This is a genomic window from Mediterraneibacter sp. 210702-DFI.3.120 (assembly GCF_020561005.1).
Classification (GTDB): domain Bacteria; phylum Bacillota; class Clostridia; order Lachnospirales; family Lachnospiraceae; genus Mediterraneibacter; species Mediterraneibacter faecis.
Window position 1 is genome coordinate 79,188 of sequence record NZ_JAJCNG010000007.1, and the last position, 20,292, is coordinate 99,479.

The following is a 20,292-nucleotide window of genomic DNA, read 5'->3' on the forward strand; positions in this document are numbered from 1 at the left end:
TATAAAAATGCAACTAAAACTTTATTTTACTCTGTTTTATACATATTCATTCAGCGTTTATACATTCTTTTATGCATTTTTATTATTTCTTCTCTGTCTTCCTGCTTCGAACATCAGGACCGCCGCTGCCACTGCCGCATTTAGAGATTCTGCCTCGCCTTCCATTGGGATACGGATGAGACAATCCGCGCAGTCTGCAACTTCATCACGAAGTCCGTTTCCCTCATTTCCGATCAGAAATGCACAACCAGTTGTATAATCTTCCTCGTCGTATGCATTTTCTCCACGCAAATGTGCTGCGTAAGTTTTAATGCCCTCCTTCTGCAGCTCTTTGATCTTCTCCGGAAGATCTTCCACATAGAGGAACGGCATACGGAATACAGCCCCCATCGTGGAACGAATCACCTTTGGATTGTAGACGTCCACGCAATCTTTGCTCAATAAGATTCCGGTTACACCTGCTGCCTCAGCTGTTCTGAAAATAGTTCCGAGATTTCCCGGATCCTGCAGATTATCCAACACAACCAAGTGCGGTGCCTTCTGATTTTTCATCTGCATCAGGTCATTCATCGTATAATTGAGTCTCTTCACAATCGCCAGAATTCCCTGCGGTGTCTTTGTATCTGACACGTAAGCGAACACAGTATCTGTCAGAAGCTCGACCGGCGCCTGTAATTTCTCTAAAAATTCTTTATTCTTCTTTGCAAAGCTTTCTGAAGCATATACTTTCTCAATTCGTTCCGCCGGAATCTCTTCTGTCATTCTTGGTCCTTCCACGAGAAAGATTCCTTTTTCATCTCTTAAGCGGCTCTTCTTCTGCAGCTTCGCCAGTTCTTTGATCTGTGCATTCGATGTACTTGTTATCATAATCTATTTCTCCAATTTTCCAATTTTTTCGAGTACTTTATTTGCTCCAACCAAAATCAATAGTGCATTCTCCGGAAGCGGCATCTGTGGATTAAACTCTACATTAACATTTCCGTCCTGCATGATTCCTACAACTGTAACTCCATATTTCGTACGTATACCCAGTTCTGCCATACTGTGATTGATCCACGGTTTTGGAACAGCGATCTCAACCATACTGTAATCATTTGACAGTTCAATCCAGTCTGTGAATTCTGTTGCCAGAAGGCTTTTGGCAACCCGGCTGCCCATCTCAATCTCAGGATATACAACAGTATCTGCCCCTACTTTCTTCAATATAGTTCCCTGTAACTTATTCTTTGCTTTGGCAACAACCATTGGAATTCCTATTTCTTTACAAAGCAGAGTCGCCATGATCCCTGCTTCAAGATTCTCCGCAACTCCAATAATTGCTCCGTCCAAATTCCTTGTTCCCAGTGCACTCAGAGCTTCTTTCTCTGTGATATCTGCCGTAATAGCATAAGTTACTCTGTCCGAGATCTCCTGAATTGTCTCCTGTGATTTATCTACAACAATCACATCACATCCCATACTCTCAAGTGTCAGGGCCACACTCCGTCCAAAGCTTCCAAGCCCCAGAACTGCAAACTGCTTTCTCATCGTTTTCTCCTTCTCATATACTGTTCCTTGTTTTTATCGCGTATCTCTTGTTTTCTCTTTTATCTTTTCTTAGCCAACCATAATCTTCGCTTCCGGCAAAGTACGGAACTGATTCTTCTTATCCACATGACCGGAAAATATAAGTGCCATCGTCATTGGTCCGATTCGTCCAATATACATCATGAGCATCAGAACGACATGACTGATATCACTAAGCACTGGCGTCAGATCCGCTGTCAGACCAACCGTTGCCATCGCAGATGTCGCCTCAAACATCAGATCAAGGACTTTCTGCTGTGGCTCGATCACTGTCATCACCGTCACCCCAAACAGCCAGAAGACAAATGTCACAAGTGTGATTGTTATCCCTACTCTTATAATTTCGAATGTAATTTTTCTTCCATAACATTCCGTATCTTTGTTTCCTCTCAAGACAGAAATTGCTGTAAGCAAGAGAACAGCAACTGTTGTTGTCTTGATACCACCTGCAGTTCCTGCCGGTGAACCACCGATGATCATCAGCATGCTGGCCAGCAGCTTCGAACCATTCGTAAGACCTGACTGAGATATGCTGGCAAATCCTGCCGTTCTCGTCGTCACAGACTGGAAAAAAGCCGCCTGGAATTTCCCTGCAGCGTTCAATGTTCCCATCGTTGCCGGATTATGATGCTCCAACAGATAGAATCCCAAAGTTCCCAAAGTAAGAAGGAACAACGTCATTGTCAGAACAATTTTACTCTGCAGGCTCAGTCTTGTGATCGTTCTTCCGACTGGCCGTTTTCCCTTGGACTGTATTGTCATCTTTATATTCTTCGCAAGATCGATCCATACCGGATAACCAAGACCGCTGAGAATGACAAGCATTGTTGTCGTAATTGTGATCACTGGTGTATTGACATATCTCGTAAAGCTTGAATCTCCAAGAATATCTACACCCGCATTACAAAATGCAGAGATTGAGTGAAACACGGAATAGAAGATTCCCTTCGCAACACCATACTCCGGAATAAACTGAAATGAATATCCGATTGCGCCAATTCCTTCTACAAGAAATGTTCCCCACAATACTCTTTCAATAAACCGGATCATTCCTTGAAGTGTGGACAGACCATAGGCTTCTTGAATGACAACTCGTTCCTTCATATTTATTCTTTTTCCAACCAGAATTAAAAATGCAGTTGTACATGCAATGATTCCAAGTCCGCCGATCTGGATCAGAATAAGCAGAATCACTTTTCCTGCCACTGTAAATTGCGCAGCCGGCACAACTGTCACCAATCCTGTCACGCAGACACATGTTACAGCTGTAAACAGTGCATCGATATAACGAATCGGCTGATGATTTGAAAATGGAAGCCATAAGAGCAGACTGCCAAGCAGAATCACGCCAAAGAATCCGATTGATATGATCCTCACTGTATTCCATTTTGCTCTTCGTGCTTTTCTCCTGTCTTCATCTATATAAAATCCATACATGTCTATCTTTCCTCGCTCTCACATGACAATTATTAACCCCCATGTTACCACTCCCTTTAATCATCTGCAAGTAAAAGCTGATAAAACGAAAGATACGCCACTCTGATTCGTCCTCAGAACAGCGTATCCTTCGTTTTAAATTATAGTAACTGTTCAGAGCCAACCTCCAAAATGCTACGCATTTCGTCGGTGTGGCGTATCCGCCAAATAAAATTTCAAAAACAGTCTTAAAAATGCAAGCATTTTACATCTGTTTTTTGAAATTTTGCTTGGCTCTGAACAGTTACAAATTATTAATTTTGAAACATATTTAGTGATCTGTAGACTCGATTTCTCCATCGAATCCCGCATCTTTTATCATTTTCATTGTGTCATCGATTCCCTGGCCTCCGGCTGTCAGATAACCTGATGCAAAGATAGAATCAACAACTTTGAAAAGTTCCGGTTCCAATCCCTTGAAGTAAACTTCTCTTCCTGCTGCACAGCGGATATCGGACTTTGGAATCATCAGTCTTGCCAGACAAAGAACTTTCAAGCAATACTCCGGTGTCAGCTCTGAGATATCACGATCTGCCAGTCTTGTTCCCGGAATCGGAAGTAAGAAATTGATCGGAACCGATTCCGGATTGATCTCGCGAAGATCCATCAGCATATCAACGATATCTTCCTTACTCTCACCCATTCCAACAATTCCACCACTGCAGATCTCAAATCCAAGACTCTGAAGCATCTTGATATTATTCACACGCTGATCATAAGTATGTGTTGTACAAATCTCCGGATAGAAAGAACGGCTGCTGTTCAGATTATGGTTGATACGGTCCAATCCGGCATCTTTCAGGATTCTCGCCTGCTTCTCTGTCAGGAAGCCGATGGAGCAGCAGATCTGTGTATCTTTCTTCTTCATCTCGCGGATACGGTCTGCAAGATCTTCAATCTCCTCGTCTGAGAATCCGATTCCACTTAATCCGATACAATGTCTTGCAAGATGTTTCTCATCTACCAGATCATTATCACCATAAAGCTTTTCATCTGATACTCTCTTGTACTTCTCAATCTCTGCCTGAGAATCCTTAGACTGTGCACAATAAGCGCAGTTCTGTGTACAGTTTCCACTACGAACATTTGTCAGAAGCTGAACGCTTACTTTCTTCCCTTTGTATTTTGTACGAAGTGCATAAGCACACTCCATCAGACTGTCCATCTCCTCCTCTGGAAGATTCAGCACTTCAACTGCTTCTTCTCTTGTAAGCGGACATTCTTCATCCCAGCTTTTCAGTAATGTATGAATTGATCTGTTTGACATGGTATATTTCCCTTTCTTCTGTTTCTATGATATGAGTCTCAAAAGTAATTTTTGCCATTCACTGATGCAACCGGATTACTCCATTGCTATGTAATTCCCGCAATCCTCAAATATCTCCAATGCATCTTCTGCATTATTATTCTGTTGATCTTATTTACAACATATGAAAATAGTATAGCCATGTCTTTTTCGATTGTCAACCTTTTCTTTATTCGAGTTGACATCTTTATTATTTCTAGAACAAAGAATGTGCCTTGCACATTCTTGCGCCTGCGGCGGTCGCTTGCGACATCTACATTGTACGCCGCAGTGCGCATCCTTAGCGGAGCGTTTTTTATATATTAGGAAAGCACTTTCCTAATATACAAAAAAGAACCCCACCATTCACTGGCAGAGTCCTCTCTTTCTTCTTATACTTTAAATCTGTATCCCACACCCCAGATTGTCTCAATATACTGTGGATGTGAAGTATCATACTCAATCTTCTCACGGATCTTCTTAATATGTACTGTAACAGTTGCAATGTCTCCGATCGACTCCATATCCCAGATCTCACGGAAAAGCTCTTCCTTGCTGTACACATGATTCGGATGTCCTGCAAGGAAAGTTAAAAGGTCAAATTCTTTCGTTGTGAAAGACTTCTCTTCTCCATTCACCCAGACACGACGTGCTGTCTTGTCAATCTTCAATCCACGGATCTCGATCACTTCATTCTGCTCTACATTACTTCCGATCAGTCTCTCATATCTTGCAAGATGTGCTTTCACACGCGCTACAAGTTCACTTGGACTGAACGGTTTTGTCATATAATCATCTGCGCCAAGTCCAAGCCCACGAATCTTATCAATATCATCTTTCTTCGCTGAAACCATAATGATCGGTGTATTCTTCTGGCTGCGGATCTGACGACAGATCTCAAATCCATCTACTCCCGGAAGCATCAGATCCAGAATGATCAGATCAAATTCTCCTTCAAGTCCTTTCTTAAGTCCTATCTCACCATCATTCGCAACCTCGACTTCAAAACCACTCAGCTCCAGATAGTCTTTCTCAAGATCTGCAATGCTTTCCTCGTCTTCTACGATTAAAATACGTTTACTCATCTTCTACGGGTACCTCCTGATATTTTCTTATTACAAAATACATCGTGGTTCCAACGCCCTCTTCGCTGGTTGCCCAGATCTTTCCTCCGTGCTCTTCCACAATCTTCTTCACGATAGAAAGACCGATGCCGCTTCCTCCCTTGGAAGAATTCCTTGAAGCATCTGTCCGGTAGAAACGGTCAAAGATATTCGGCAGATCCTTTGCCGCAATGCCCTTTCCGTTATCTCCCAGTTCTACCTGAATAAAGTCTCCCACGTCCTTTACATCCATCGTAATCTTCACCTTCGGCTTATCTGTATATTTGATAGAATTTGATACGATGTTATTGATGACTCTTCGAAGCTGCTCCGGATCTACGATCACCTTGCTATCCTCTTCCATAAAGTTCCTGTAAGTAAATTCAGCTCCCTTTGATTCCAGTTCTACACTTAAATCCTCCGCACAATCTGCAAAATATCCCTTCGCAGAGATTGTTGTGAAATTATACGGAATTCGATTCGTATCGATCTTTGAATAAAGCGTCAGTTCATTGATCAGAAGATTCATCTCATTAGCTTTATTATAAATGGTTCTGATGTATCTGTCCATCTTTTCCGGCGTATCTGCTACTCCATCCATGATTCCTTCCACATAACCTTTGATCGCTGTGATCGGAGTCTTCAGGTCATGTGAAATGTTACTGATGAGCTCCTTATTCTCTCTGTCAAATGCGACCTTCTCTTCCGCCTGTGCTTTCAGTCTGAGACGCATCTCTTCAAAGTCCTGACAGAGTTGTCCGATCTCGTCATTTGATTCTGCCTTGATTTCAAAGTCAAGATTACCCTCTTTGATATTGCGTGCAGCTCTCTGAAGTTTCTCCAGCGGGACCGATACCGATCTGTAGATCCACAAGATTAGAAATGCTGTCGTAAGGACAACTGCGATCAGATACAGCTGCTGTATCTCTGCCCCTCTTCCCGGAACAAATGCATGCATTGCGATCAGTGCAAATGTTACAGGAAAGATCATAACGACTACAAAAGCAATAATCAGTTTGGTACGTAATTTCATAGAAGCATCTCCTTTCCGTATTGAAAAAGGTGCCTGACACTTTATGACGGGTGTCAGACACCTTCCGGTGCTTGTATCAGATATTTCTATCTTACAGATATTTCTTTAAATCGTCAACCTTGTCCAGCTTCTCCCATGGAAGATCCAGGTCGTTGCGTCCAAAATGTCCGTAAGCTGCTGTCTGTTTGTAGATCGGTCTTCTCAAATCCAGCATCTTGATGATTCCTGCCGGACGGAAATCAAAGTTCTCACGAAGGATCTCAACCAGTTTTGTATCAGAAAGTTTTCCTGTTCCGAATGTATCAACTGCGATAGATGTCGGCTGTGCAACACCGATTGCATAAGAAAGCTGAATCTCACATTTCTTAGCAAGTCCTGCTGCTACAACATTCTTTGCTGCATAACGTGCTGCATAAGCTGCAGAACGGTCTACCTTTGTACAGTCCTTTCCGGAGAAAGCACCGCCACCGTGACGAGCCATTCCGCCGTAAGTATCAACGATAATCTTACGTCCTGTCAGTCCACTGTCTCCGTGTGGTCCACCGATCACGAAACGTCCTGTCGGGTTTACGAAGAACTTTGTCTCTTCGTCTACGAGTTCTGCCGGAATGATCTCATCGAATACATATTTCTTAATATCCTCATGAATCTGCTCCTGAGTTACATCCGGGTCATGCTGTGTAGAAAGAACAACTGCATCCAGACGCTTTACAGAACCGTCTTCGTTGTACTCTACTGTAACCTGTGTCTTTCCATCCGGACGAAGGTAAGTAAGTGTTCCGTCTTTACGAACCTTTGTCAGCTGACGTGCAAGCTTATGAGCCATTGCAACCGGGTAAGGCATATACTCTTCTGTCTCATCAGAAGCATAGCCGAACATCATACCCTGGTCTCCTGCTCCGATCGCCTCGATGTCTTCATCTGACATCTTGTTCTCTTTCGCCTCAAGTGCTTTATCTACTCCGAGTGCGATATCTGCTGACTGCTCATCCAGTGTTGTGATCACGCCACATGTATCAGCATCAAATCCATATTTTCCTCTTGTGTATCCGATCTCACGAACAGTGTCACGAACGATCTTCTGGATATCTACATAAGCCTGTGTTGTAATCTCTCCCATAACCATTACAAGACCTGTTGTACAGCATGTCTCACATGCCACACGGCTCATCGGGTCCTGTCTCATCAGTTCATCAAGGATCGCATCTGAAATCTGGTCACACATCTTATCCGGGTGTCCCTCAGTTACTGATTCTGATGTAAATAAAATCTTTTCTCTTTCCATATCTGTTCTCCTTTCCGATTGCTGTCCCCACAGCAATATCTCACTTTCTCTCGCTTGTGCTGTCTTCATTTGCTTACATTGCCAATAATGAAAACAGCCCGCATCAAGCGGACTGTCAGTTTATCTTAACAATCCTCTTATTGTTCGAAATAACTCGCTCAGGTTGGCACCTTCCTATTACGAGGGGTTGCCGCAGCTTCTTAGATCCTTTGTATCTCCACTGCTCTGAATAAGAGAAAGTATCATCTATTTAATTTTGTTTCGTATCAGACTATACAACACCTTGTTGATTATGTCAATACCGTTTTCTGAAGTTGATAAAACTTTTATATTTCTATGATTCTGCATCAACATCTTTCAACTCCGTGATCACACCTGTATCATCAATCGTAATATTCGGTGAAATCTCCTGCAAGTGATCAAAAAGTGCTCTCTGGGACTCTGCATTATTCAGATACTGTGTCTGGCTGTCTTTCTGCTCACACGGTGTAAAGGACATCTGTTTCAATCCTTCTGATGTAATCTCAAGATTCAGAAGTCCTGTGTATTTTGTCTCATCATTAAACCAGAAATCGCCCAGACTGTATACAATAGGTCCATCTTCTGTATATTCAATTCCCTGAAGTACATGCGGATGACCTCCGATCACGATATCTGCTCCTGACTTCAGGAATTCTTTTCCATGCTCTGTCTGTGTTGAATTATACATATCCTCATCTTCTGTTCCCCAATGAACATATGCGATCAGATAATCACATTCCTTTGATGCATCCGCGATCACCTGATTATACTCTGTTGTGTCGTAGGATGTAAGAATACCTGTCGTTGAATCTGTTGCTTCCGGTGTAAATTTATACTGTTCTCCCTCGGAAGCTGCCACAAATCCGATCTTGATTCCGTTAATGATATAATAAGTCGGCTGCTTTGCCTCATCCAGATTCGTTCCGCCTCCAACATGAGTGATCTTCGCTTGATCTAACAGATCGATCGTATCATCCATCGCATCTGCACCATAATCGTAAATGTGATTATTCGCAATTGAAACAATATCTGTTCCCATCTGTTCCAGCAACTTCATGCGTTCTGGTTTTGCACGGAATACATAATACTTATCCTCCAGCGGGGTTCCACGGTCACTGATACAATATTCATGGTTCAGGAAGAAAATATCTGCTGCATTTGTCTGATCCAGAATTGTCTTGGAAATGCATTTGGATAGGTCATTTACCGTATCATAATAATCGAGAACATATCCATCTTCCTCCAGACAGAGGTCACCTGCTGCTGTGATCTGCACGGTTCCGTTCTCTGCTGCCTTCTTCTCATAGATATGATTCTTCGCAGCGGTAGCTTCATCCTTTAATTTTCCCTCGTATGTATCTGACAGAACATGCAAAGTTGCTCCAAAGGAATCATAAATATCCTGCGCTGTTATCTTTTTATTCTTCTGATAGACTGGAAATAAATCATCCATCTCTTCAGAATAGTTCTTTTCCAGCCATTTCGTAAATGCTGTAACATCAGACTTTTCCGCTGACACTCCATTATCCGTCAGGAAAGTGTTGTAGCAGTCATTCAGCGATTCATTCATCTGTGCAATTTCCTGCTCCAGCTGCTTTTTCTGTTCTGCTGCCAGTTTCTTTTTCTTAGCCACATTGACTGCAAAGGCTGCCAGCGCTATGATTATGCACAACAAAATACAGCCGGAAATAGTCATTCTTCGTCTGAGCTGTCTGATCCTCTTTTGTTTGATTTCTTCTCTCTGTCTTTTTCTCCGTTCTTCTGCCTGTTCAAATTCATTCATCGTTCGTTGCTCCTGCTGTTTTCTTATTAATATCCCGCCACTGTTTCATTCGACCTGCCTGATCGCCTATTACGCCATAACTCCTGACATATAAACTGAAAACAGGTATCAGAACTTTCGTTCCGACACCTGCATACGTTCCCACATCATATTTCTTCGGATTCTGTCTGTATCGGCTCGCTGCCGGCCGCAGCTTGTTGTAAACAGTAACCTCGGTTTAGCCAACTTTTAATTTGAATTTCTGAATCTCTTTTTCACTGGACACTTTCTCGATGATTCCACCCAGACTTCTGAGTTTCTCTTCAAAGCGTTCGTATCCTCTCTGGATATAAACAATATCATCTACGATCGTAATTCCTTCTGTTGCAAGTCCTGCGATGCAAAGCGCAGCTCCTGCACGAAGATCCGGCGCGCTGACTCTTGCTGCCGTAAATTTCTCAACACCCTCGATCGTTGCTGAATTGCCTTCAACTTTGATATTCGCACCCATACGTGCCAGCTCATCTAAATATTTAAAACGATTCTCGAAGATACTTTCTGTGATCGTACTTGTTCCCTTCGCGAGTGCAAGCACAACCCCGATCTGTGGCTGCATATCTGTCGGATATCCCGGATATGGTAATGTCTTCACCTGTGTACTTTTCAGACGTCTCTTAGCCACTACACGGACTGCATCGTCAAATTCTTCCACTTCACATCCGATATCTACCAGCTTGGAGATCGTTGCATCTAAATGCTTCGGAATCACATTGAGCACTGTCACATCTCCGCGTGTTGCTGCAGCGGCAAACATAAATGTTCCTGCTTCGATCTGATCCGGAATGATGGAGTACTCTGCCTTATGCAGGGACTTCACTCCACGGATCTTAATCACGTCTGTTCCTGCACCACGGATATTTGCTCCCATGCTGTTCAGGAAGTTCGCTACATCTACAACATGTGGCTCTTTCGCTACGTTCTCCATGATCGTAAGACCGTCAGCCATAGCTGCTGCCATCATTACGTTGATCGTTGCACCTACAGTCACAACATCGAAATAAAGATGTGTTCCCTTCAGCTCTTCCGCCTCTGCAACAATCTTACCATACTCAATGTCTACATCTGCTCCAAGTGCACGGAATCCTTTCAGATGCTGATCGATCGGTCTGCTTCCGATATTGCATCCTCCCGGAAGTGCTACTTCTGCTCTCTTGTATTTTCCAAGAAGTGCACCTAACAAATAATAAGACGCTCTGATCTTCTTAATATAGTCATAATCAATACTGAAATCTCCGATTGTATTTCCATTGATCTTTACTGTATGTCTGTCAATTCTCTGTACCATTGCACCGATTCCCTCGATTGCCTCCAGCATGACATTAATGTCATTCACATCCGGAAGATTCTCAATCAAAACCGGTTCATCTGCCATGATTGCAGCTGCAAGAATTCCAAGTGCCGCATTCTTAGCTCCACCGATTTCAACTTCCCCAACCAGCGGATTACCACCCTTAATAATATATTGCTCCATTTTGCACCTCAATTGTCCGATTCTGTATTACTTCCCACAGATCCTGTGTTCAGTAACGATTTATTCTTGTGTCTTTATCTATACGAAAAGAACTATCTATCTTAATTACAATATAATCCATACATAACTATAACACAAAATCTTTCATTGTGGAATCCCCTTTTTCTATGACGGTAATATTCACGCTTTATTTTGAGAGTAATTCTCAATAGTATCAAGTACATTTTCTATTGTTTCTTCAATCTGACAGCCCTCTTCACTGATTGTCACATCTGCATACTTCTCAAAAAGGACTTTTCGCTCGTCATACAGGTCTTTTAATGTCTGACCGTCCTTCAAAACAACTCCTCTTTTTTGAGGATTCCTGATTCTCCTCTTTATTGTCTGATAAGAAGCATGAAGATATACAACAATTCCGATTTCTTTGAAATGTTTCATTGCTTCCTCGCAATAGACAACACTTCCGCCCGGAGAAATAACCGCATTTTCTGCTTTTATATCACGATTTACCTGATTTTCGATTTTTAAAAACCCATCATCACCGACTTCTGCTATAATTTCACGCAGAAGCTTTCCTTCTTGTTCCTGAATCAGAAGATCTGAATCTATGAAACCTTTTCCAAGTCTTTTTGCTACTACAATACCAACTGTACTTTTTCCGACAGCCGGCATACCGATAAATATAAGATTACTTTTCATCTGTATCTGTTCCCTTCTTCTGAATCCGTTTCTTTCGTTGTAATCTGAATGATTATATCATAGATTTTCCTGGCAATGAACAATAACTGTAAATTTTTTGTTTCCTTTTTCTCTGTTCTCCCCTGCGTCGGTAGATTTCCTGATATAACAAAACTTCCGCCAGGTCTCTTAACATCCGCTCTTCCCCGGCAAACATTTTCTCCTGTTTTTTTACATTTTCGCAAATTCTGCTGCACATGATGCGTAACTGCAATTTATCCGGATAAACATCAAATATCACACTCCCCGTGTATTCCATCCTGTCACACTCTTCTTCGACATAAGGCAGTATTCTCTTTGGAAGATCCGGATACAGGCTTTTCATATACTCCAGGTCTGTCCTTTCCGCTCTCTCATCATATTCTGTCTGTATCGGATAGGCCATATAATAAGGCAATTTCTGGTACATGTTGCTCACTCCCACTGACAATAAGTTGTGCCGTCCCTGCTGTCCGCATTCCTGTTGATTGCAGTTTATAAATCCGGCGGCTATATAACGTTACTGTTCACACGATGTGCGACCAGCAACGCATCTCGCCATTTTAAATCGCCTTTGGCGATGGGGCGAGATGCATTCAAATCAAAACACGCATCCTCCGTGTCAATCAGCGGAGTGATTGACACGGGAGTGAACAGTAACTATATAACTACTATATGATCTTCCTTACTCAACTGTTACTTTCACACAGACTCTTCATTCTTCGATCTAAAGAAAAAGAAGTCCTGACTTTTCCGCCGGACTTCCTTACCTGTAATTTCATTATTCACTTTCTCTTAAAATTCTGAGAATCTCCAGTCTGGTCTCCCCAACACCAATCACATCTTCTCTCTGAACCTCTGTCGGACGATCTACCAGGATTCCGTTCAGATATGTTCCATTCTTGGAACCATCATCCATCAGATACAAACAGTCACCTCTCTGTATGATCACACAGTGCTGCTTGGATACTCTTCCATCCTCATGCAGTGGAAGATACTTCTCATAATTGTCATTCCTCTTTGCTCTTCCGATTCCCACTTCATCATAGAATATGAAGCTATATTTCTGCCATGTATCCAGATCTTCCAGGATAATCTTCCACTGTCTTCTTTTTTTAGAAGAACGCTTCGCTGAATCCATAGAGCCGTTCTGCCCTGAACTGCGTCTCTTCTTTCCCTGCGGCTGATCCTCTTCTGGATCATATTCCTGATCTGCCTTGTAACGCTTTCCGTTCCTGGACTGCTTTCTCCGCTCTACGTCCTGTGCCTTATTCTTTTTTACACTTATAAATGTACTGCAAAGAAGTGCGATACTTCCTAAAATCAGCAGTACCATAATCGCCCAATACCACATATGCATTATCACTCCTATCTGAATCTTAATCGTACTATATTTTTACGTTCTCGGCAAGCATAACATGTATCTTTTTGTCGAATTTTGTGATAAAATAAGTAGAAACTGAGAAAATAAGTGATTTTTAGAAGAGGTAATATCATGGAAAGAAATGAATTGTGCTGGTGCGGCAGCGGCAAGAAGTATAAGAAATGCCATATGCCGATTGAAGAAAAGATAATGATGCATGCTGAACGTGGTGAGATTGTTCCGACACGTAAGATTTTAAAAACTCCATTCCAGATTGAAAAGATCAGGAAAAGTGCTGAGCTTAATACAGCGATCCTGGATGAAGTAGCAAGACAGATCCACATTGGAATGAGCACACAGGAGATTGATGACATCGTATATCGTTTCACAAAAGAACACGGTGGTATCCCGGCTCCGCTCAATTATCAGGGATTCCCTAAGAGCGTGTGTACTTCTATTAATAATGAGATTTGTCACGGCATTCCGGATGAGAATATCATTCTGGAAGAGGGAGATATCATCAATGTTGATGTATCCACTATTCTTGACGGATATTTTTCTGATGCATCCCGTATGTTCAAGATGGGAAAAGTATCTGAACGTGCAGAGCGCATCGTCCGCGTCACAGAAGAGTGTGTGAAGCTTGGACTTGAGGCTGCGAAGCCTTGGGGACATTTAGGTGATATCGCAGATGCGATCAATACACATGCCCGTGCAAACGGATACTCTGTTGTAGAGGATATCGGCGGACACGGTGTCGGTCTGGAATTCCATGAAGATCCTTTTGTCAGCTATGTGACACCAAAGGGAAGTGAGATGCTTCTCGTTCCAGGTATGATGTTCACGATTGAGCCTATGATCAACGAAGGCAGCCCTGACTTCTTCGTAGATGAGGACAATGACTGGACTATTTATACAATGGATGATGGTCTTTCTGCCCAGATTGAGTACATGGTACTCATCACAGAGAATGGGGCAGAGGTTCTGACAAAATAATAATAGTAACAAATACGGGATGAGTAGATATTAAAACTGCTCATCCCGTATTTTTATTATTCTTGTATAATGCTCTTTCTTTATCTGCAAAATACCGTTCCACTTCTTACGGCATCAATCTCAATGCTTCTGCCGGCTTTAATACGATTGCTGAATGAGATCCCATATTCAGGACAATCTCTCCATCTTGTACAATATACTCGTCATATTCTGTCGTATAACCGTTTTCATAAGAGTAGATCAGTCGTTTCATCCGTCCTTCCATCTCTACACCCGCATACCATACCGGTACGGTCACTGTACGAAGTTCATCACTGTTATTCACAACAACGACAATCTGTTCATCTGCTTCAAATCTTCCATAGGCCAGCAGATTTTCATCCGAAGCCAATAGCTTGATAGAACCCTTTTTCAACGGCTTCTCTTCCTTGTGGATACGGATCACTTCTTTGTGGAATGCCTGAAGTTCTTTGTCTTCGTTCCCCCATGGGAAAGTTCTCCGGTTATCCGGATCGGTGAATCCACAAAGTCCTGCCTCATCACCATAATAAATCGTCGGCGCACCGATCCAGGTCATCTGCATAATAACCGCTTCTCGTAAGATTGCCTTATTCACATCCTTTTCAGCTGCTTCTGTTCCAAGCTGTGCCACACGTCCTGCCTTGTGGTTCGTACGTGTCAGGAAACGAGAATGGTCATGGTTTGAAAGTTCATTCATTGCCACCTGAAGAGATGGTGTCAGCATACTTGCCATAAAATGACGCATCGCTCCGACAAAGTTATCAGCATTTCCACACAGATCCGGACGATATTCATCACTATGCTTCTCCATACCGGTCAAAAACCAGGTCAGCGGTTCCATAAATGCGTCATAATTCATAACGCTGTCCCACTCATCTCCCTGAAGCCAATCCTGCGGATCTCCATAATGTTCTGCTAATATAATTGCATCCGGATTCGCATCCTTAACTTCCTTTCGGAATCGCTTCCAGAAGATATGGTTGTATTCATTACTGAATCCAAGATCCGCTGCAACATCAAGACGCCATCCGTCTACGTTATACGGCGGTGATACCCATTTTCTTCCGATATCCATAATGTACTGCTCAAGCTGTGGTGAATCCTCATAATCGAGCTTTGGCAATGTATCATGTCCCCACCAGCCATCATATGTTCCGTTGTAAGGCCAGAGCTCATTTCTCGCATCATGGAACAGGAAAAAGCTATTATATGGACTTTCTTTACTTACATATGCTCCCTTCGGATAATCCGGCTGCGGCTCATAGATACGTTCTCTGTCCATCCATTTGTTAAAAGAGCCACAATGATTGAATACACCATCCAGAATTACACGCATTCCACGCTTATGCATCTCTTCTACCAGTTTGATAAACAACTGATTACTTGCCTCAAGATTGCGGATATCTCCTGTGCGTTGCTGATACTTTGTCGCATGGATATTATCCTTTGCACCTGCCGGAAGTACTTCTCCGTCATCCACAACAATCTTTCCATAATGCGGATCTATGTAATCATAATCCTGAATATCATACTTATGATTCGACGGAGAAACAAACAACGGATTGAAGTAAATAACTTCAACTCCAAGATCCTGCAGATAATCCAGCTTATCTAAAACACCCTGTAAATCCCCGCCGTAAAAATTACGGATATCCATTGCCTCCGGTGCCTGATTCCAGTCCTTCACCTTGCGGCTTGGTGCCCCAATATAAATATATTCGTTATCCTCTACATCATTTGTCGGATCTCCATTATAAAAACGATCAACAAAGATCTGGTACATCACAGCACCTTTCGCCCACTCGGGTGTTTTAAATCCCGGCGAAATAATAAAATCATAATAGTTTTCTTTTTTCCCCGTTATTCCATACCTACTATAAAAACAGATTTCTGCTCCCTGCTTGATTTCAAAACAATATCTTAAGATATCCTCACCAAGCTGATACTCAATCTCGTAAAAGTCAAATTCACCGTTCGTACGTGTCTTCCACATAGGATACTCCTGTTCTCCGATGTGAAGTTTCACTTCGTCAACATCATTGTGTGCCGTACGAAATCGCAACACTACTTTTTCATTTATCTCAGGCTCTGCCGGACAGACATAATCACCTGTACCGTCACAAAACAGTGCTTCTCTATTCACCTGTTTAGCCTCCTTTAACTCAATTCTTAAAACTATTCTAAAATAGAACCAAAATACCCCCGGCCAACACGGGATCGCCCGCCGGCAGAGGGTATCTTATCCTAAATACATATAATAACTACTATCCTTCAACCTCACTGTCTGCAAACAGTGCTTCGAATTCACTTCTTGTTATCTTTTCCTTCTCAAGAAGCAGTTGTGCACACTTCTCGAGTACCGGATGATACTCCTGAATAAGTGTACGCGCTTTCAAATAACACTCATCAATAATACGTTTCACTTCTTCATCAATCGTTCCGGCCACTTTTTCGCCATACCCTCTTGATGTATGACCGAAATCACGTCCAATGAATACTTCATCGCTGTCATTATCATAATTGATCAGCCCCAGTCTTTCAGACATACCGAACTTCGTGATCATTGATTTTGCAATTGCTGTTGCCTGCTTGATATCCTGGGAAGCTCCCGTTGTGATATCATCAAAAATCTCTTCTTCTGCAACACGTCCGCCAAGGGAAACTGTAATTTCCTGAAGCATATGCCCCTTTGTATTGAACATATCATCCTTCTCCGGAAGCGGCATCGTATATCCGCCGGCTCCGCCTGTCGGAATGATAGATACGCTGTAAACCGGTCCTACATCCGGAAGCAGATGGAACAAGATCGCGTGTCCGGCTTCATGATAAGCTGTAATCCTGCGTTCTTTCTCAGAAACGATACGGCTCTTCTTCTCCGGACCGATTCCGACCTTCACAAATGCATGACGGATATCAGACTGCTGAATGTACACCCTGTTCTCCTTCGCTGCCAGAATTGCAGCCTCGTTGAGAAGATTCTCAAGATCTGCTCCTGAAAATCCTGCCGTTGTCTGGGCAATCTGCTTCAGATCCACATCATCTCCAAGCGGCTTATTTCTCGCATGAACTTTCAGGATCTCTTCTCTGCCCCCTACATCCGGACGTCCGACAAGGACATCACGGTCAAATCTTCCCGGTCTTAAGATTGCAGGATCCAGAATATCCTTACGGTTTGTCGCTGCCATTACGATAATGCCTTCATTTACACCAAATCCATCCATCTCTACAAGGAGCTGGTTCAGGGTCTGCTCACGCTCATCATGACCACCGCCAAGACCGCTTCCGCGGCGTCTTGCGACTGCATCGATCTCATCAATAAATATGATACATGGTGCGTTCTTCTTCGCATCCTGGAACAGATCACGGACACGGGAAGCACCCACACCAACAAACATCTCAACGAAATCTGAGCCCGAAATGCTGAAAAATGGTACTCCTGCCTCACCGGCTACAGCCTTTGCAAGAAGTGTCTTACCGGTTCCCGGAGGTCCTTCTAAAAGAACCCCTTTTGGGATACGTGCTCCAACCTGGATGTATTTCTTCGGATCTTTCAGAAAATCTACGATCTCCTCCAGTTCTTCCTTCTCTTCTCTCAATCCTGCAACATCACGAAATGTAACCTTGATCTCATTCTTCGTACTCATCTTTGCGCGGCTCTTTCCAAAGTTCATCGCCTTAGAATTTCCCCCGCCGTTCTGACGGCTCATCAGGAAAAAGATCAGAAATACTCCACCAAGTGTGATCAGCATCGGAACTACAACTGTTGTCAACATAGAATCCTTCGGTACATCCGAAAGCCTGTACTCCACCTGATTCTCTGTCAGAAGCTTCTCTACCTGCTCAACATCTGACACATTCACTTTCCTTGTATTACCATCATCTTTCAATGTAACAGAGACGGTTCCTGTCGGAACTGCACTGTTCTGATTGATGTAAACATCAGAAACATTTTTTCCCTGTACTGCAGAGACAAAGGAGGTATATGTCATCTCCTGCTGATGCATCTGAAGCTGGTTCGCCATCCACAGAACCACAACAAGGATCACAACAAAACTGATGATCGTTGCCCCACTCAGACCTCTGCTTTTTCTGTCATTATTCAATTTATTATTGCTTCCTTTCTATTCTGCGACTTCTACTACTCCGATGTATGGAAGATTTCTATACTTCTGTGCATAATCCAGTCCGTATCCAACTACGAACTCATCCGGAATCTCAAATCCTGTCCAGTCTACGTGCACATCTTTCACACGGCGGTCTGGTTTATCAAGCAATGTGCAAAGACGGAGACTTGCCGGCTTTCTCTGACGAAGTACGTCCATCAGATAATACAGTGTATTACCGGAATCAATGATATCCTCCACGATCAATACTTCCTTATTCTCAATAGACTCATCCAGATCTTTCGCAAGTCTTACAACACCACTGGATTTTGTTCCGTCTCCATAGCTTCCAACACACATAAAGTCCATAGATACCGGAACTGTAATTCTCTTTGCAAGTTCGCACATAAAGAATACTCCACCTTTCAGAACACAGATCAGATGGATCTGCTTTCCTTCATACTCTTTACTGATCTTTTCTCCGAGTTCACGAATTCTTGCATCTACTTCTTCCTCTGAAATTAACACTTTAATCTTCTCAGCCATTGTTCTATTCCTCCATAATCTTTATCTTAAGAATCTTTTTCGTCTGGTCTCCCACCTGGTAGTACGAACTCATCCTTCTGCCCGGAATCCATACGATGTGGCTTTCCTCTGCGATCAGAAGCTGTCTGTCCCGTTCTTCTTGCGGAATCTTCTCATCAATAAAGTAACTCTTCAGCTTCTTTTTCTTTCCTTCCCCATCAATTGTAAAATAATCTCCGGGTCGTCTGTATCTCACACAGAGACTGCTTTTTATTATATCATAATCAAAGCATTTCGTGTAGCTTTTTTGTGGTATCGCTTTTGCTGAATTCTTCTCATTTTCACCGCTGATTGTACAGCAGATTTTCAAATTTGTTCCCGGGATCTTTGTTTCTCCCGGAATCTGAAGCTGTAGAACAAAATTACTCTCTTCTTTTCTTTTCTCTTTCTGATGTACAGATGTAACTTTTTTATCACCTTTTGCAAGCAGAACTCCCTCATACATTCTTTTGGCTGTAACACTATACGGAAGATCGATCTGCCGTCCTGTCTGCCGTTCAAACAGTTGCAGTACCGCCAGGATATGCCTGCTTTCAATATCTTTCTGTGCCCCTGCCACTTCACTTACTGATCTTTGGATCAGTAATTTCTTTATCACAGGATCAAGGTGTTTCATTTCCTCTGCCTTGAGAAATATTTCTTTCCTGCTTTGAAGTCCGTCTGTCTGTTTTACACAGATATTCCATGCCTGATCTGTCTGTTTTTCCAGATATTCATAGATTTCTTCTGCCTGTTCACTGAGCTTCACAAAATGTTCTACCGTCCTTGTATTAACCTGTTCTTCTAATGTCGGAATTACATGATGACGAATCCGGTTCCTTGTGTATTCATCTTCCTGATTCGTTTCGTCAACACAATATCTGATATCACAATCTTTCAACCACTGTTCAATCTCTTCCCTGGACAATTCCAGAAGTGGGCGAATCCATTTTCCATACACTGGTCTTATCCCACACAATCCGCGAAGCCCGGTTCCTCTTGCCATGTTAAGAAGCATTGTTTCTGCATTGTCATTACTATGATGCGCTGTTGCAATCTTTGTCCCGCCCTGTTCTTTACAGAGTTGTTCAAATGCCTGTCTTCGCACATATCTGCCTGCTTCCTCCAATGATTCTTTCCGCTTTTTTGCAATTAATTCCACATTTTCATGAAATGCAAAAAAAGGAACCTGCATTTTATGACAAAGCATTTCCACATATGCCTCATCCTGTGCAGCCTCCTCCCCGCGCAGTTCATGATTCACATGGCAGACAAGCACCTGAAATCCCAGCTTTTCCTGCAATGAACAAAGTGCCATCAGCAGACATACAGAGTCTGCGCCACCCGATACACCTATGACAATCCTGTCCCCTTTTTCTATCATATGATATTGTCTGATATAGTTTTCAATCTTTTCTAATCTTTTATCCATCATACCTCAACTATACGTTAACGGTTACTTCTAT

Annotated in this window: 18 protein-coding genes and 1 riboswitch; of the genes, 1 reads left to right on the plus strand and 17 read right to left on the minus strand. The window is 42.6% G+C overall.

Annotated elements, in window-relative coordinates:
• Positions 1-69 precede the first annotated feature (69 nt).
• The 13 genes from rlmB to LI162_RS05585 form a co-directional block, all read right to left on the minus strand.
• Positions 70-867: a 23S rRNA (guanosine(2251)-2'-O)-methyltransferase RlmB gene (gene rlmB, locus LI162_RS05525; protein WP_020436570.1), complete on the minus strand. Its 798-nt coding sequence runs from the start codon at positions 865-867 to the stop codon at positions 70-72.
• Positions 868-870: 3 nt separating this feature from the next.
• Positions 871-1,527 (minus strand): potassium channel family protein, encoded by a 657-nt coding sequence (locus LI162_RS05530; RefSeq protein WP_015529999.1) that lies wholly within the window; start codon positions 1,525-1,527, stop codon positions 871-873.
• A 69-nt stretch (positions 1,528-1,596) separates the two neighbouring features.
• The gene (locus tag LI162_RS05535) at positions 1,597-3,003 is read right to left on the minus strand and encodes a TrkH family potassium uptake protein (protein ID WP_020436569.1); all 1,407 of its coding nucleotides are present in this window, start codon (positions 3,001-3,003) and stop codon (positions 1,597-1,599) included.
• A 310-nt stretch (positions 3,004-3,313) separates the two neighbouring features.
• Positions 3,314-4,309, minus strand: a complete 996-nt coding sequence (gene bioB, locus LI162_RS05540) for a biotin synthase BioB (RefSeq protein ID WP_020436568.1) — start codon at positions 4,307-4,309, stop codon at positions 3,314-3,316.
• 410 nt (positions 4,310-4,719) lie between these two features.
• Positions 4,720-5,412 carry a response regulator transcription factor gene (locus LI162_RS05545; protein ID WP_015529995.1) on the minus strand — a complete coding sequence of 231 codons (693 nt, stop codon included), beginning with the start codon at positions 5,410-5,412 and terminating at the stop codon, positions 4,720-4,722.
• Complete coding sequence (locus tag LI162_RS05550) at positions 5,405-6,463, minus strand: sensor histidine kinase (protein WP_015529994.1); 1,059 nt, start codon at positions 6,461-6,463, stop codon at positions 5,405-5,407. The genes LI162_RS05545 and LI162_RS05550 overlap by 8 nt, the downstream gene beginning before the upstream one ends.
• Before the next feature lie 91 nt (positions 6,464-6,554).
• The gene (gene metK, locus LI162_RS05555) at positions 6,555-7,748 is read right to left on the minus strand and encodes a methionine adenosyltransferase (protein WP_020436567.1); all 1,194 of its coding nucleotides are present in this window, start codon (positions 7,746-7,748) and stop codon (positions 6,555-6,557) included.
• A 134-nt stretch (positions 7,749-7,882) separates the two neighbouring features.
• Positions 7,883-7,984: riboswitch (SAM riboswitch) on the minus strand.
• Between the two features lie 98 nt (positions 7,985-8,082).
• Entirely contained in the window at positions 8,083-9,552 is a 1,470-nt protein-coding gene (locus tag LI162_RS05560) for a CapA family protein (protein ID WP_055157051.1), read from the minus strand.
• Positions 9,545-9,697, minus strand: coding sequence for a hypothetical protein (locus LI162_RS05565; RefSeq protein WP_155204844.1), 153 nt, complete (start codon positions 9,695-9,697; stop codon positions 9,545-9,547). Before LI162_RS05565 ends, LI162_RS05560 begins: the two co-directional genes overlap by 8 nt.
• A gap of 72 nt (positions 9,698-9,769) precedes the next feature.
• Positions 9,770-11,062, minus strand: a complete 1,293-nt coding sequence (locus LI162_RS05570) for a UDP-N-acetylglucosamine 1-carboxyvinyltransferase (RefSeq protein WP_055157053.1) — start codon at positions 11,060-11,062, stop codon at positions 9,770-9,772.
• Between the two features lie 180 nt (positions 11,063-11,242).
• Positions 11,243-11,761: a shikimate kinase gene (locus LI162_RS05575; RefSeq protein WP_055157055.1), complete on the minus strand. Its 519-nt coding sequence runs from the start codon at positions 11,759-11,761 to the stop codon at positions 11,243-11,245.
• A gap of 52 nt (positions 11,762-11,813) precedes the next feature.
• Complete coding sequence (locus tag LI162_RS05580) at positions 11,814-12,209, minus strand: hypothetical protein (RefSeq protein ID WP_055157057.1); 396 nt, start codon at positions 12,207-12,209, stop codon at positions 11,814-11,816.
• A gap of 351 nt (positions 12,210-12,560) precedes the next feature.
• A complete protein-coding gene (locus tag LI162_RS05585) occupies positions 12,561-13,139 on the minus strand; it encodes an FHA domain-containing protein (protein WP_227155954.1) in 579 nt (192 codons plus the stop codon).
• A gap of 135 nt (positions 13,140-13,274) precedes the next feature.
• Between LI162_RS05585 and LI162_RS05590 the strand changes: the two genes are divergently transcribed.
• Complete coding sequence (locus LI162_RS05590) at positions 13,275-14,138, plus strand: methionyl aminopeptidase (protein ID WP_055157061.1); 864 nt, start codon at positions 13,275-13,277, stop codon at positions 14,136-14,138.
• Positions 14,139-14,244: 106 nt separating this feature from the next.
• Here LI162_RS05590 and LI162_RS05595 read toward each other — a convergent pair whose 3' ends face one another.
• The 4 genes from LI162_RS05595 to tilS all read right to left on the minus strand — a co-directional run bounded on the left by LI162_RS05595 (position 14,245) and on the right by tilS (position 20,261).
• Complete coding sequence (locus LI162_RS05595; protein ID WP_173021139.1) at positions 14,245-16,302, minus strand: glycoside hydrolase family 13 protein; 2,058 nt, start codon at positions 16,300-16,302, stop codon at positions 14,245-14,247.
• Positions 16,303-16,423: 121 nt separating this feature from the next.
• The gene (gene ftsH, locus LI162_RS05600) at positions 16,424-18,262 is read right to left on the minus strand and encodes an ATP-dependent zinc metalloprotease FtsH (protein WP_055171710.1); all 1,839 of its coding nucleotides are present in this window, start codon (positions 18,260-18,262) and stop codon (positions 16,424-16,426) included.
• Positions 18,263-18,280: 18 nt separating this feature from the next.
• Positions 18,281-18,808: a hypoxanthine phosphoribosyltransferase gene (gene hpt / locus LI162_RS05605; RefSeq protein WP_015529986.1), complete on the minus strand. Its 528-nt coding sequence runs from the start codon at positions 18,806-18,808 to the stop codon at positions 18,281-18,283.
• Between the two features lie 4 nt (positions 18,809-18,812).
• On the minus strand, positions 18,813-20,261 hold the full coding sequence (gene tilS / locus LI162_RS05610; protein WP_055157065.1) for a tRNA lysidine(34) synthetase TilS: 1,449 nt from the start codon (positions 20,259-20,261) through the stop codon (positions 18,813-18,815).
• Between the last annotated feature and the right edge of the window lie 31 nt (positions 20,262-20,292).

Coding starts and splice junctions, on each gene's coding strand:
- rlmB (WP_020436570.1), bottom strand. CDS start 867: ATGATAACAAGTACATCGAATGCACAGATCAAAGAACTGGCGAAGCTG.
- LI162_RS05530 (WP_015529999.1), bottom strand. CDS start 1,527: ATGAGAAAGCAGTTTGCAGTTCTGGGGCTTGGAAGCTTTGGACGGAGT.
- LI162_RS05535 (WP_020436569.1), bottom strand. CDS start 3,003: ATGTATGGATTTTATATAGATGAAGACAGGAGAAAAGCACGAAGAGCA.
- bioB (WP_020436568.1), bottom strand. CDS start 4,309: ATGTCAAACAGATCAATTCATACATTACTGAAAAGCTGGGATGAAGAA.
- LI162_RS05545 (WP_015529995.1), bottom strand. CDS start 5,412: ATGAGTAAACGTATTTTAATCGTAGAAGACGAGGAAAGCATTGCAGAT.
- LI162_RS05550 (WP_015529994.1), bottom strand. CDS start 6,463: ATGAAATTACGTACCAAACTGATTATTGCTTTTGTAGTCGTTATGATC.
- metK (WP_020436567.1), bottom strand. CDS start 7,748: ATGGAAAGAGAAAAGATTTTATTTACATCAGAATCAGTAACTGAGGGA.
- LI162_RS05560 (WP_055157051.1), bottom strand. CDS start 9,552: ATGAATGAATTTGAACAGGCAGAAGAACGGAGAAAAAGACAGAGAGAA.
- LI162_RS05570 (WP_055157053.1), bottom strand. CDS start 11,062: ATGGAGCAATATATTATTAAGGGTGGTAATCCGCTGGTTGGGGAAGTT.
- LI162_RS05575 (WP_055157055.1), bottom strand. CDS start 11,761: ATGAAAAGTAATCTTATATTTATCGGTATGCCGGCTGTCGGAAAAAGT.
- LI162_RS05580 (WP_055157057.1), bottom strand. CDS start 12,209: ATGTACCAGAAATTGCCTTATTATATGGCCTATCCGATACAGACAGAA.
- LI162_RS05585 (WP_227155954.1), bottom strand. CDS start 13,139: ATGCATATGTGGTATTGGGCGATTATGGTACTGCTGATTTTAGGAAGT.
- LI162_RS05590 (WP_055157061.1), top strand. CDS start 13,275: ATGGAAAGAAATGAATTGTGCTGGTGCGGCAGCGGCAAGAAGTATAAG.
- hpt (WP_015529986.1), bottom strand. CDS start 18,808: ATGGCTGAGAAGATTAAAGTGTTAATTTCAGAGGAAGAAGTAGATGCA.
- tilS (WP_055157065.1), bottom strand. CDS start 20,261: ATGATGGATAAAAGATTAGAAAAGATTGAAAACTATATCAGACAATAT.